Here is a 13,429-nt window from a genome sequence, read left to right as displayed (position 1 = left end):
CAATGACCGCGCGAAGAACGTATGATGATATTAAAATTGGCTGCTTCAAGCTGATGTATATGGCGCGTCAAAACATACTGCGTGACAAGCGTGAATGGCTGCACCCGATTGAAGATGTAGGCGTGGCGTTTATGGACTGGGAGTATGATAGTGTGGACATGGGACCGCTCAAACGTTTAATGTACGAGACGATTTTTCTTGTTCTTTGTGCAGGTCTCGCCCCAGAACCAGGACGCACTAACGCGACCTTGAAAATCGAAGAGCTGCTGCGCGAACATGATCTTGACGAATTAACCGCAGGCATTCCCGACGAAGAGCAGCGCGAGCTGCGTATCGATCTGGAACTACTGGGCTTTCTCCCGCCAGATATAACCAAGCCACAATTTGCCAAGGATTAGTTGGCATCACATCGGCTTCCTTGTTTCCGAACTCCCGTGGCGCTACGCCCAACCCGTCCCGCAAGCACCGGATGGAAGTCTGGTTGTCATCGAGGTTAAAACCGGCAATGCGTCGCTATCGACCGGGCAGAAGCGTATTTATAGCTTTATCAATAGCGGCGATGCCTATCCAAGAGGCGAAAATGCTAGACGGTTGGGACTCGATCCCAACCTCAGATTGCGGGATCAGGGTTACCCCAACGGCATTCCGGTCATGGAGCAGGGGTTCCCAGGCTTGCAGGGAGGAGGAAATTGATGACGCGCGAGGATTTTGTCGATCGTATGGTTGAACTGGGCTGGACGAAATTGCGCGATGAGACCGGAGCTCTGATGGCGAGCCTCAGAATGAGAGATGTCACGCTGCAGGTCTTGCCGATGCTACGCTCAAATATGGTCGATCTGGGTCCGACCTTATCACGCGATGACTTTGATGTCGCGCAGACCTATATCTCTGGTAGACCCAAAAGAATTGCTGAGAGAAGTATCGTCTTGCAGACAGATATATATGAAAAGGTAGACCTCAAAACCAAAGATCAAGTCGAACACTACTGCGACATGATGATCAATTGGGCACAACGCCAGGATATTGAAGCAGGATTGGCAGTTCTTCGTGCTCTACCAACGGATGCCAAAGGCGCAATGCCGGCCCGGCATCTGGCAGCACTGGCGATCCATCCGGATATTGAAAAGCTGAAGTACTACAGAGAGAGCTTTGCTCGTGGGGACCGTTTGAACTTCGTGCCCTATATTGACGAGGGCTATATCGACCGTGCTCTGGAGATAGCGGAAAAACGCCTGGATGATCCAGACTGGCTTCCCGCTAAACCAAAACCCCGATCTTGAGATTCTGAGTTCCGGGAGAGTTTCGGGGACAGTATACTTAACTCCCGCGGCGCTACACCCAACCCGTCTCGTAAGCCCCTTGTAGGAAATAATGTTGCGTTCTGCCTTTGCGGGCGCCTGCGCTGTCCATCCACGCAAACCTGCACAAATGCTGGGCTTGCGGTGGGTGACAGCAAATGCTGATGTGTCACTTATGTAACCTTGAGTAGGGTTGAGCACTGTCAGGTTAACTTTCTGAGGGCGCGCTGAAGCGCAATTCGCGAACTTCACCCATTTGCTGCGGACGCGACTTTCCATTCGGCCATCGCCTGATCTCTAAACTTCCGCATTGTATTTCTTGAGATGAGATAGCGTTGGATGTTGAAGTTGTTGTATATGGCTGAATGGGTTGAAACGAAACGCTGTGCTTGCCCCTGTGACTTGAACAGCTGCATCTTTCGTTCCCGTCTTCGCACTGGGAGATGGGAGTTTTCGGCTCGATTGTTGTGCTTCAGCTGACCCGGTTGATGACGCTTAGAACAACCTAATTTTCTCAGGGCAGCGCCGTACGATGCCAGCCCATCCGTCACAAATTTGTCCGGCACAAACCCTTCGCTCTTGAGCAGTTTCTTGAGTAATTTCAGCGCTGCTGCTTTGTTACGGCGCTTCTGGACAAGGGCATCCAGCACTTCGCCTTCCTTATCGACGGCTCGCCACATCCACATTTTCTTGCCACCAATTTTCACGATCATCTCATCGAGATGCCAAACACAATCTACTCGCCCACGTCTCTTTCGAATGTTGGCAGCGATCGCTGGCCCAAACTTATCCACCCAGCAGCGGATCGTTTCGTAGGTCACGTCAATGCCGCGTTCGGCCATCAAATCCTCGACATCGCGTAAGCTCAGCGTGAATCTGAAGTACAGCCACAAGGCCTGGCGGATGGCATCAGCTGGAAAGCGATGACGCTTGAACGAAAGGGGCTTCATATTCACCAATCTAGACTCCATAATCTCATTATTGGAGACTAATTAGCGTTAAACTGACAGCACCCTTTAGACCACTTCTCACCGACAGACAGGCTTACGATACCCACTCTTAAGATGCCTTGCTGAGCGGCAACCCCAATGGCCTGACACAGCACCGGATCAGGGATAGCTGCGCCAAACCGAGACAAGTCGTGATGAGATTGACAGCATCGCGTCGGTGAAGTGGCCGATCCTATAGACTTGTAAAACAACGTAAAGTCGTACGTTTTTTATGGAACTGTTAACCAGGTTCGCTCAAAAAATGTGGCATTACCTGGTCCGAAGTGGATCAAATTGGGGACTTTGAATGTTGAGTAACTTTCGTACAGCCACGCCCAAACGGTCGCGAAAAGTCTTGGCGACACTCATGGTGAGTGCCAGTGTCATGACTGCGCCATCGGTGGTCAGCGCGCAGACAACATCGCCGACATCTTGCGGGATTGCGACGCAAATCCAAATCAATGGCGGTTTTGAACAGCCAGTTATCAACCCAAGTTCAAGCCCGGGTCAGGTTCAAACGCTCCAAGGTCAGGTGCCCGGTTGGTCGACGACCGATAGTTCTGGTCGGATTGAAATTTGGCAGTCCAATTTTGCGCCGGGAAGTTCGGCTCCTACGCCAGCGTTTGAAGGGGGGCAGTTTGCCGAATTGAATGCCCGCGAACCTGCAACACTTTCGCAAACCGGAACGGCAGCAGGCGGGGCCGAACTTTTTATAAGCTGGGCACACCGCGCAAGGGCAAGCAATTCCTTGCCGCCGACCAACCCAGCAAGCGTACTCACCAATATCGCGGAAGCTGAAATTGCCGATGATCAGGGTACTATCGGTAACACCGGCCCGTTTTCCGCAGACTCCTCGGCATGGGTAGAGAACAGCTTTACCACAGTCACAAATCCCGCCGCCACTTCGTTCACGATGAACTTTACCTCAATTCAAGGCTCGGATTCGGCATCGCAAGGCAACTTCCTCGATGGCGTTGAAGTCTGTCAAACCTTCATCACACTCGCATCAACCGTAACAGGCCGCGATGATGTTGATGGAAGTGGTGGGGATAGCGCCGGAGACACGGTCGATATCCAGCACACAATCAGCAACCCGGCCGGTAACCTTCGGCCTCTGGGCACTGTTACTGTCCAAGACGATTTGCTGGGCACGATCGTCATCACGTCTCCAGATTCTGGTGATACCGATGGGGACGGTGTTCTTGATCCTGGCGAAACCTGGATTATCACTCGCCCGTACACTTTGACCCAAGACAACATGGACGATGCCGAGCCATCGGGTTTCACCATTTCGCCGGATGCCGTTGCCACGGGCGATACATCAGACAACGTTTTGACATCCAACGAAACGAATTACAGCTTCCCTGTCACGCCTCAGCAAATTGCTACAACAAATGATACAGTTACGGGCGTAGATGGGCTTAACGGCGAGACCGATGTTCTAAACGTCCTGACAGGCGACACTCTCGGCACCGATCCTGCGACAACAAGCAATGTAACAATTGGTGTTGCTACGGGATCGAGCGTTCCACCTGAGCTCAGCTTCGATACAAACGATGGTTCAGTCGATGTGCTGCCTGGCACGCCGTCAGGCACCTATAGCTTCGACTATGAAATCTGCGAAACGCTGAACCCAGTAAACTGTGAAACTGCGACGGCGACGGTCGTTGTCGATCCTGCACCAGGGATTGCGATGACGAAAGAAGCAGATGATGATGAGTTCGTCACGGTCGGCCAAATTGTGACCTACACCTACAGGGTAACGAACACCGGGAATGAAATCATCCGCGGCGTGACAGTGAACGACGTTCACAATGGCGCTGGACCTGCTCCAACGCCAGCGAATGAAACACTCACCACAGACGCGGGTACGACCGGCGATTCAACCGACGTAACAGCCAATGACGGCATCTGGAGCGTTCTCGCGCCCGGTGACATCGTGACATTCACCGGAACGTATACGGTCCAACAGGCCGACATCGACAATCTACAATAATTTGCGTTCTCGAACAGTTATTTACCGAGTTCGCCATTGATTCACGCTCGAATTTGAAATTCGATTTAGGGGTAAGATCATGACCACGATCAACAAAGGGTCAAATGTCCAAACGCGCAGTTCTTTCAAAAGGGCCGCTCTTGCATCTGTTGCTGCAGCGCCGTTTTGCATCGGCTTGGCGGCAAGCCCAGCGCATGCGCAACTGGTCAACACTGCGACTGTGACAGGCACACCAGATTCAGGCACGCTTGCCCCGGTTGATGCAATGGAATCGGTGACCGTCGCGGTTCCGATCGTCGCCGTGAATGATAGTGTCTCGGGCATCAATGGAACCGCTGGCGCGACTAATGTGCTGAATGTTTTGACGGATGACACACTGGACGGCAACCCAGCCACCACAGGCAACGTAACGATCAGCGAAGTCACCGCTGCAACACCTGTTAATCCGGGCGATCTGGTCCCTGTTTTGAACACCACAACCGGGGCAGTTGATGTGCCGGCAGGTACGCCCGCTGGCACGTATGTGATCACTTATCAAATCTGCGAAACGGCCAATGTCCCTCCAGCTGGTCAGCCTCAAAACTGTGACACTGCCACGGCCACAGTCGTGGTTGAGGGCGCAGACCTTGCCCCTGATAATGACATGGTCACAGGCATCAATGGCACCACAGGTGCGACCGGCGTGCTCGATGTGCTGGACGGCGATCTTTTGAACAACACGCAAACCACGCTTGCTGAAGTGGACATCGGCATTGTTACACCGGCCACTCCGCAGAACCCGGGTGATCCGGTGCCAGTGCTGAACCCGGCAACGGGCCTTATTGACGTTCCTGCGGGAACGCCTGCTGGCACGTACACGATCGTTTACGAGATCTGCGAAGAGCTGAACCCAACCAATTGTGAAGAGGCCACGGCGACGGTTGTCGTTGAGGGCGCAGACCTTGCGCCTGACAATGACATGGTCACAGGCATCAATGGCACCACAGGTGCGACCGGCGTGCTCGATGTGCTGGACGGCGATCTTTTGAACAACACGCAAACCACGCTTGCTGAAGTGGACATCGGCATTGTTACACCGGCCACTCCGCAGAACCCGGGTGATCCGGTGCCAGTGCTGAACCCGGCAACGGGCCTTATTGACGTTCCTGCGGGAACGCCTGCTGGCACGTACACGATCGTTTACGAGATCTGCGAAGAGCTGAACCCAACCAATTGTGAAGAGGCCACGGCGACGGTTGTCGTTGAGGGCGCAGACCTTGCGCCTGACAATGACATGGTCACAGGCATCAATGGCACCACAGGTGCGACCGGCGTGCTCGATGTGCTGGACGGCGATCTTTTGAACAACACGCAAACCACGCTTGCTGAAGTGGACATCGGCATTGTTACACCGGCCACTCCGCAGAACCCGGGTGATCCGGTGCCAGTGCTGAACCCGGCAACGGGCCTTATTGACGTTCCTGCGGGAACGCCTGCTGGCACGTACACGATCGTTTACGAGATCTGCGAAGAGCTGAACCCAACCAATTGTGAAGAGGCCACGGCGACGGTTGTCGTTGAGGGCGCAGACCTTGCGCCTGACAATGACATGGTCACAGGCATCAATGGCACCACAGGTGCGACCGGCGTGCTCGATGTGCTGGACGGCGATCTGTTGAACAACACGCAAACCACGCTTGCTGAAGTGGACATCGGCATTGTTACACCGGCCACTCCGCAGAACCCGGGTGATCCGGTGCCAGTGCTGAACCCGGCAACGGGCCTTATTGACGTTCCTGCTGGAACGCCTGCTGGCACGTACACGATCGTTTACGAGATCTGCGAAGAGCTGAACCCGACCAATTGTGAAGAGGCCACGGCCACAGTCGTGGTTGAGGGCGCAGACCTTGCACCTGACAATGACATGGTCACAGGCATCAATGGCACCACAGGTGCGACCGGCGTGCTTGATGTGCTGGACGGCGATCTGTTGAACAACACGCAAACCACGCTTGCTGAAGTGGACATCGGCATTGTTACACCGGCCACTCCGCAGAACCCCGGTGATCCGGTGCCAGTGCTGAACCCGGCAACGGGTCTTATTGACGTTCCTGCGGGAACGCCTGCTGGCACGTACACGATCGTTTACGAGATCTGCGAAGAGCTGAACCCAACCAATTGTGAAGAGGCCACGGCGACGGTTGTCGTTGAGGGCGCAGACCTTGCGCCTGACAATGACATGGTCACAGGCATCAATGGCACCACAGGTGCGACCGGCGTGCTCGATGTGCTGGACGGCGATCTGTTGAACAACGCGCAAACCACGCTTGCTGAAGTGGACATCGGCATTGTTACACCGGCCACTCCGCAGAACCCGGGTGATCCGGTGCCAGTGCTGAACCCGGCAACGGGTCTTATTGACGTTCCTGCGGGAACGCCTGCTGGCACGTACACGATCGTTTACGAGATCTGCGAAGAGCTGAACCCAACCAATTGTGAAGAGGCCACGGCGACGGTTGTCGTTGATGCGCCAGAAATCAGTGCGGACGATGACACCGTGATAGGTATCAATGGTGCAGACGGCGCAGATGATGCCATTAACGCCTTTGACAACGACATGCTGAATGGCGTTCAGGTCGATCCAGACGCAATTACCGCGACTGTACTAACACCAGCAACGCCGCTGACACCAGGCGCACCAGTGCCTGAGCTTGATCCCGAAACAGGCCTAGTTGATGTGCCTCCTGGCACGCCTGCTGGCAGCTACACCATCGTGTACGAGATCTGCGAGACGTTGAACCCGACCAATTGTGCAGAAGCATCAATAACGATCGAGGTCGAGCCACCGGTTATTGAGTCTGTCGACGATGTGCCCGAGCCGGTTCGTTCTGGCATTGGCGGCAATGATATCATCAATGCATTCGACAACGATACGCTGAACGGAGAGCCAGTTGACCCTGCCGCGATTACCGCGACAGTTCTGACACCTGCAGCTGATCCCGGCGTTGTGCTCGATCCTGCCACCGGCCTTGTTTCTGTTAGTGCAGACGTGCCTGCTGGCACGTACACGATTATCTATGAGATCTGCGAGACCCTGAATCCGACCAATTGCTCGACGAGCACCGTTACAGTCGTAGTTGAGGCGCCGATCAGTACTCTTGAAGGTACCGTCTTCAACGACGACAATGGCGATGAAGATCTGCAAACTGACGAGGATGGCGCGCCGGGCTACCTTGTCCAGGTTCTCGATGAGAACGGCGATGTAATCGCCGAAACCACCGCTGATGCCGACGGCAATTACAGCATTGAAGGTCTGCCCAGCAACACGCCTCTCACGGTGCAGTTTATTAATCCTGAGAACGGCGTCGTTTTCGAAACCATAGAAGACCTTACTCTTGAGCCAAACACGACCACTAGCGACGTAAATGCTCCGATTGATCCTTCGGGCATTATTTACGATTCAGTGGAGCGCAGCCCAATTGCGGGTGCGACGCTGAATTTGGTTGATGATCAAGGCAATGCGTTGCCCGACATTTGCTATGTAGACTCTAGCCAGGCGAACCAAACAACCGGGGCGTCTGGAGCCTATCGCTTCGACATCGTTCCGGGGGCTGCACCGCAATGTCCAGTTGGCGAGACGGAGTATACGATCTCTATCCAGCCACCCGCCGGCTTTGGCCCAGTTTCAAGCGTGATCGCGCCATTGGATGGGCCGTTTGACCCCACTGGGCTTGCAGCGCCGGTTTTGGTCAATCCGACCAATGCCATACCGACCGGGCCAACACCTCCTTACTACTTGGAGTTTGCTCTTGAGGCAGGCGACCCCGATGTGATTTTCAATCACATTCCACTCGATCCATTCCTGACGCGCGGCGAGCTGATTGTTACAAAGACTAGCCCAAAACGCACCGCGAACGTTGGCGATGTCGTCCCCTACGAAATCACGGTCAGTAATGCAGAGAATGTGCAGCGAGCCGACGTCGATGTAGTCGATATTCTGCCATCGGGTACGAAGTATGTGCTTGGCACATCGCTGGTCGATGGGCAGCCTGAAGAACCAGTTAGCACCGGTCGCACGTTGATTTGGGAAGATCAGGTCATTCCTGCGAACGGCTCCGTGACATACAATTTGGCAGTCGTGATTGGTGCCGGTGTGACAGGCGGTGAGAAGGTGAACACTGGCCTTGCACAGAACGGCTCTGATGGTTTGGAAATTTCGAACCGCGGCACCGCCGTTGTTACCATCGTGCCGAGTGCGGTCTTCGACTGCTCTGAACTGATCGGAAAGGTCTTCGAAGACGCAGACAGGGATGGCTATCAGGACGAAAACGAACCGGGTGTGCCAGGTGTGCGCCTCGGCACGGTCAACGGACAACTGATAACGACCGATGAGTTCGGGCGCTATCATATTGCTTGTGCCGCTGTGCCAGATGCTCGCATCGGCTCCAACTTCGTACTCAAGATCGACACTCGCAGCCTACCACTTGGCTGGGAGCCGACCACTGACAACCCACGTTCGATCAGGCTCACACGAGGCAAATTTGGCGAGCTGAACTTTGGCGTCGCGCCAGAAGAGGTGCCGCAAGCCCAACGAACCGAGAAGGGGGAGTAAGGGCCATGAAAAACACATATACCACTTCATCAATTGCCCAAAATCTCAATGTTTGGGCTCTGCGCACGGGAATTGTGGCTGCCGCATTGGCAACGCCCACGGCGGTCCTGGCAGATGAGCCGGAAGCAGCCGCACAACCACAGGTTGTTTTTGTTTCGGATGCCGTGATTCAAGGGCAAGCGAAATCACGTGCTTCAAGCACAACTTCGAAAGCGGCTATTGCCGTTGCAACAGCTAACCAGGCTGTTGTTGAAACGTCGCAGGCGCAATCGCAAGCATCCGCAGCCAACCGAGAAACGGCCCGTGAGACGGTCCTGCGTATTGCCGACAAGGTTCAAACAACCAAGCCCGATAACTTCAATGCAGCGAGCCTAAGGCGCAACGAACGCCGCGCGGCAGGTGAGCCAATCTCAACGAACGCTCAGCATGAAGTTCGTTTTCGTGCTGATACACTGGTTGTCTCGCCAGTCCTCAATGTAGGTTTGGTAGAAGCACAGCGGTCGGCTGTTGCTGGGCAAAAAGCCACATTCTTAGCCTACAATAACTACCCCGGGTTTATCGAGAAAAGTGAAGTGCGCATTTTCAGCGCTTCGCAATCTCCAGACAGCGAGCCATTGGCTGTTCTTGACGTTAATGAAATGGGCGCAGCTTCTTGGGATGTGCCGATGTCAGGACCATCTGCAATGTTCTATGTGCTGCGGGTTTATGGGAAGAATGGCCAGTTTGACGAAACGGCCGTTGAAGAGCTGACCATCGTTGATAAGAAGCTAGACGAGCTAGGCGATGATGAACCGATTGATCGTTCTAACTTTGGTACCATTGACGAAGCGGCGCATCGCAATATCAATCTTGGTGGGCTTATGGCCACTGTCACAGGGTTCGCCGATCCTGACACCGATCTAGTCTATGTCGCGGGCCAAGTTGTCCCTATCGACAATAATGGCCGGTTTGCTGCGCAGCAAATTGTCGCGCGCCGCGGACCTTCATCCAAACTTGATGTAGTCATCAAGCGGAATGGCGAGACTGTATACGAAAAGTCGCAGAGCTTCGCCGTGAAAAAGGATGACTGGTTTGTAGTAGGGCAGGGTGATCTGACACTCGGCCGTAGCTTTGGCTCTGGCCCTGCAGAGGATGTTAGCGGAGATACTCTTGCCCAAGGCAGCTTCGCAATCGGACGCGCGGCGTTTTATGCCAAAGGTGTGATCGGAGACGATGATGGCGATGACAAAGACGATATCCGCATCACGGCTTCTGTCGATACGGGGGAGACTTTGCTGAAAGACCTTTTCAGCAATCTTGACCGCAAAGATCCAAGCCAATTGCTGCGCCGTTTGAACCGCGATCAATATTACCCGACCTACGGGGACAATTCGACGCTGGTAGAAGATGCTCCGACGCAAGGCCGATTTTATCTCAAAGTTGCCAAGGACGACAGCCAGTTTGTGCTCGGTAACTTCGTAACCAATTTCAATGGCGCAGAACTTGCTCAACTCGACCGCGGCCTGTTCGGCGCATTGATCGACATCAACAGCGATCAAACCACAGAGTTTGGTGAGCGCAAAACACAGATCACCGCATTTGCTTCTGATCCTGGCACTTTGCCAGCTCGTGAAGAATTCCGCGGTACGGGCGGCTCGCTCTACTTCTTGCAACGTCAAGATGTGTCGATCGGTTCTGAGCGGGTGCGCATTGAAACGCGTGATCGCAACACTGGCCTCGTTATTGAAAGCCGCGATCTCTATCCGCAGCAGGATTATGATTTTGACCCGTATCAGGGCCGGATCACTCTGCTTAACCCGCTTTCATCAACGGTTGCCAATGGCAGCACAGTTCGTGAAGGCAGCTCGACGGGTAACGTTCCTGTTCTTGTGGTCCGCTATGAATACACACCATTGGTGGGTGATCTTGATGGCTACACTGTAGGCGGCCGTGCGACCAGCTGGCTGGGCGAGAAAGTGCGCTTTGGTATCACGGGTCAACGCGACACCGTTGAAGAAGCAGCGCAAACTCTGCTTGGCACCGATGTCTTGATCCGCTTGACTGCTGGCACCTATATTAAGGGTGAAGTCGCCCGCACTGATGGACCCGGTTTCGGCCAGTCCAATTCGGTTGATGGCGGCCTGTCATTCACTGACATTGCCAACCCCGGCACCAGTGCAAAAGCGAAAGCTTACCGCGCAGAAGCCGGCGTCAATTTCGCTGAACTCGCTGGCAAGGCTGGCGATCTGGGCAAATTGCACGGCTATTACGAGAATTACGAAGCTGGCTTTGCGTCCACTGGTAATCTCACCCTTTCGGACACCACCCGCTGGGGCGCGGCAGCAAGTGTTCCCATTGGGCAAGCATTGTCGATTGCAGCCAAATATGATGAGCTTTCGTCAGACAATACCGGCGACAACAAAACCGGGTCGGTCGATCTGGCGGCTAAATTCGCAGCAGGCACAGGCAATGTGACAACCAAACTGGGCCTTCGTTATGAAGATCGCACGCCGGGCACTTTGTTCAATTCAGTGCAGGATGGCAGCCGTACGGATGCCGCTGTGGAAGTGGCCTATGCTCCTTCTAAGAACGTAGCAGTGCATGCCTTTGGCCAAGCCACACTTGATCGTGATGATACGCGTCAACGCAACAACCGCTTCGGCGGCGGCGTAACCGCTCAATTGACTGAAAGAATGTCGCTGAGCGGTGAAGTCTCCGATGGTGACGGCGGCCTTGGCGCAGATGTTCAGCTTAATCGCCGCCTTGGCGAAGGCTCAGAAGCCTATGTTGGTTACGCTCTGTTCGCAGATCGCACTGACACCGGCCTCGACAGCCAGAACATCTTCACCCGGTCTAACCGCGGTACGCTTACGGTCGGTGCACGCCAACGCTTTAGCGACAGCCTGTCTGTCTACGGCGAAAACCGCATCGGCTTTGGCGGCTCTGCGCCAGCGTTGACCCGCGGGTTTGGTCTGCAATTCGATCCTACTGATAAGATATCGATCAACGGTAGCTTTGAAAATGGCCGCATTGACGATGTATCCACCGGCGTGTTCCGCCGTACCGCAGGTAGCTTAGGCTTTGGATACGTCACCGAGGGCGTGCGTTTGGGTAGCTCGATTGAGCTGCGCAAAGAGAAAAGCGCAACGATCGATCAAACCGTTTGGCTACTCCGCAACGACATTAGTTATGAAGTGAACCCGAGCTGGACTGCATTGGGCCGGTTCAACCTGGCTCGTGCCGATCAGCAAAGCGGCTCCGTCAATGCAGCTGAGTTCACCGAAGCGGTCGCTGGCCTGGCATTCCGTCCGGTCAACAATGAACGCTTCAATGGTCTTGTTCGCTTCACCTATTTCGAAGATCTGGGCCCAGTGGGTCAGATCACCGGATCAGGCCAGGTAGAAAGCCCGAAACAGCGCAGCGTCGTCTTCAGTGCAGACTTAAACTATGATCTGAGCCAGAAACTGACTTTGGGTGCCAAATATGGCTACCGTCAAGGCCGTGTTTCTGTAACCCGTGATAGCGATATCTTCGTGAGCTCGGAAGCCCATCTGGGTGTGCTCCGTGCCGACTACCGCGTGAACAAGAAATGGGATGCGCTAGTTGAAGGGCGCGCTTTGTGGGTCACTTTGGCCGACGATATGCGGCTTGGCGCTCTGGGGGCGATCTACCGCCACATTGGTGACAATGTGAAGGTAGGTGTTGGCTATTCACTGTCAGACTTCTCTGATGATCTGACCGACCAAAGTTACTCAAGTCATGGACCGTTCCTGAACATCTTGAGCAAGTTCTAAGGGGGGAGCGCTGTTAGAGCAAATGCACCGGTTAGCGGACTGCGAGTGATAGGCGAGGGCAGGGCCATGCCCAGACCTCTCAAACTCGCCAGTCCATTTCGCTATTTCAACTCGTCACCTGAAGTCATCTGGCTTGTAGTGATTATGTACGTCCGCTTTCCGCTCAGCCTGCGGAATGTCGAAGATTTGCTGGCCGAGCGCGGCATCGACATTTGCCATGAAACCGTCAGGCATTGGTGGAACCGTTTCGGCCCGCTGTTCGCAGCGGACATTAAACGCCAGCGGATCAGCAGGATGCGCGGCTTTAGAAATTGGCGCTGGCACGTCGATGAGGTCTTTGTGAAGATCAACGACGAGACGCATTACCTTTGGCGCGCTGTCGATCATGAAGGCGAGATCCTCGAAAGCAATGTCACCAAGAAACGAGACAAATCAGCAGCTTTGCGCTTTTTCAAGAAGACGCTGAAACGATTGTCACTGACGGTCTGAAATCTTATCCAGCAGCGATGCGCGAACTTGGTAATCTCGAACGACAAGAGATGGGGCGCTCGAAGAACAATCGAGCGGAAAACTCGCATCTACCGTTTCGACGACGAGAGCGAGCAATGCTGCGGTTCCGACAGATGAAGAGCTTGCAAAAGTTCGCTTCAGTTCACGCCAACGTCCACAATCACTTCAACGCAAATCGCCACCTCACCGACCGCCAAATTTACCAAGCAAGCCGCTCAGCCGCTCTGATTGAGTGGCAAAACCTCATGGCCTGAGAACCCAGTGAGGAAGGG

General features: G+C 54.4%; 6 protein-coding genes and 1 pseudogene. 6 read left to right on the top strand and 1 reads right to left on the bottom strand.

Translation table 11 applies throughout. The features are described from left to right. Positions 1 to 2 precede the first annotated feature (2 nt). Together AC0V6V_RS05450 and AC0V6V_RS05445 are read left to right on the top strand one after the other, a co-directional pair. A complete protein-coding gene (locus AC0V6V_RS05450; RefSeq protein ID WP_486164418.1) occupies positions 3 to 398 on the top strand; it encodes a hypothetical protein in 396 nt (131 codons plus the stop codon). 294 nt (positions 399 to 692) lie between these two features. Further along, a complete protein-coding gene (locus AC0V6V_RS05445; protein ID WP_486164417.1) occupies positions 693 to 1,280 on the top strand; it encodes a DUF6990 domain-containing protein in 588 nt (195 codons plus the stop codon). Between the two features lie 266 nt (positions 1,281 to 1,546). Here the strand turns inward: AC0V6V_RS05445 and AC0V6V_RS05440 are convergent, their stop codons facing one another. Beyond that, positions 1,547 to 2,248: an IS6 family transposase gene (locus tag AC0V6V_RS05440; RefSeq protein ID WP_486166049.1), complete on the bottom strand. Its 702-nt coding sequence runs from the start codon at positions 2,246 to 2,248 to the stop codon at positions 1,547 to 1,549. A gap of 424 nt (positions 2,249 to 2,672) precedes the next feature. Between AC0V6V_RS05440 and AC0V6V_RS05435 the strand changes: the two genes are divergently transcribed. The 4 genes and pseudogenes from AC0V6V_RS05435 to AC0V6V_RS05420 all read left to right on the top strand — a co-directional run bounded on the left by AC0V6V_RS05435 (position 2,673) and on the right by AC0V6V_RS05420 (position 13,411). Further along, positions 2,673 to 4,283 (top strand): DUF7507 domain-containing protein, encoded by a 1,611-nt coding sequence (locus AC0V6V_RS05435; RefSeq protein WP_486164416.1) that lies wholly within the window; start codon positions 2,673 to 2,675, stop codon positions 4,281 to 4,283. A 79-nt stretch (positions 4,284 to 4,362) separates the two neighbouring features. After that, positions 4,363 to 8,874 carry a hypothetical protein gene (locus tag AC0V6V_RS05430; protein ID WP_486164415.1) on the top strand — a complete coding sequence of 1,504 codons (4,512 nt, stop codon included), beginning with the start codon at positions 4,363 to 4,365 and terminating at the stop codon, positions 8,872 to 8,874. Between the two features lie 5 nt (positions 8,875 to 8,879). Continuing rightward, a complete protein-coding gene (locus AC0V6V_RS05425; protein WP_486164414.1) occupies positions 8,880 to 12,647 on the top strand; it encodes a TonB-dependent receptor in 3,768 nt (1,255 codons plus the stop codon). 66 nt (positions 12,648 to 12,713) lie between these two features. Beyond that, positions 12,714 to 13,411: pseudogene (locus tag AC0V6V_RS05420) on the top strand (IS6 family transposase). Positions 13,412 to 13,429 lie beyond the last annotated feature (18 nt).

The sequence above is a fragment of the Erythrobacter sp. S249 genome (assembly GCF_057364975.1).
The sequence above is the reverse complement of the archived record's forward strand: the minus strand, read 5'-3'. Positions and strand labels throughout refer to the sequence as shown.

What these genes read in the sequence shown, in the direction of transcription:
- AC0V6V_RS05450 (WP_486164418.1), top strand. Translation starts at nt 3, where the DNA reads ATGACCGCGCGAAGAACGTATGATGATATTAAAATTGGCTGCTTCAAG.
- AC0V6V_RS05445 (WP_486164417.1), top strand. Translation starts at nt 693, where the DNA reads ATGACGCGCGAGGATTTTGTCGATCGTATGGTTGAACTGGGCTGGACG.
- AC0V6V_RS05440 (WP_486166049.1), bottom strand. Translation starts at nt 2,248, where the DNA reads ATGAAGCCCCTTTCGTTCAAGCGTCATCGCTTTCCAGCTGATGCCATC.
- AC0V6V_RS05435 (WP_486164416.1), top strand. Translation starts at nt 2,673, where the DNA reads ATGACTGCGCCATCGGTGGTCAGCGCGCAGACAACATCGCCGACATCT.
- AC0V6V_RS05430 (WP_486164415.1), top strand. Translation starts at nt 4,363, where the DNA reads ATGACCACGATCAACAAAGGGTCAAATGTCCAAACGCGCAGTTCTTTC.
- AC0V6V_RS05425 (WP_486164414.1), top strand. Translation starts at nt 8,880, where the DNA reads ATGAAAAACACATATACCACTTCATCAATTGCCCAAAATCTCAATGTT.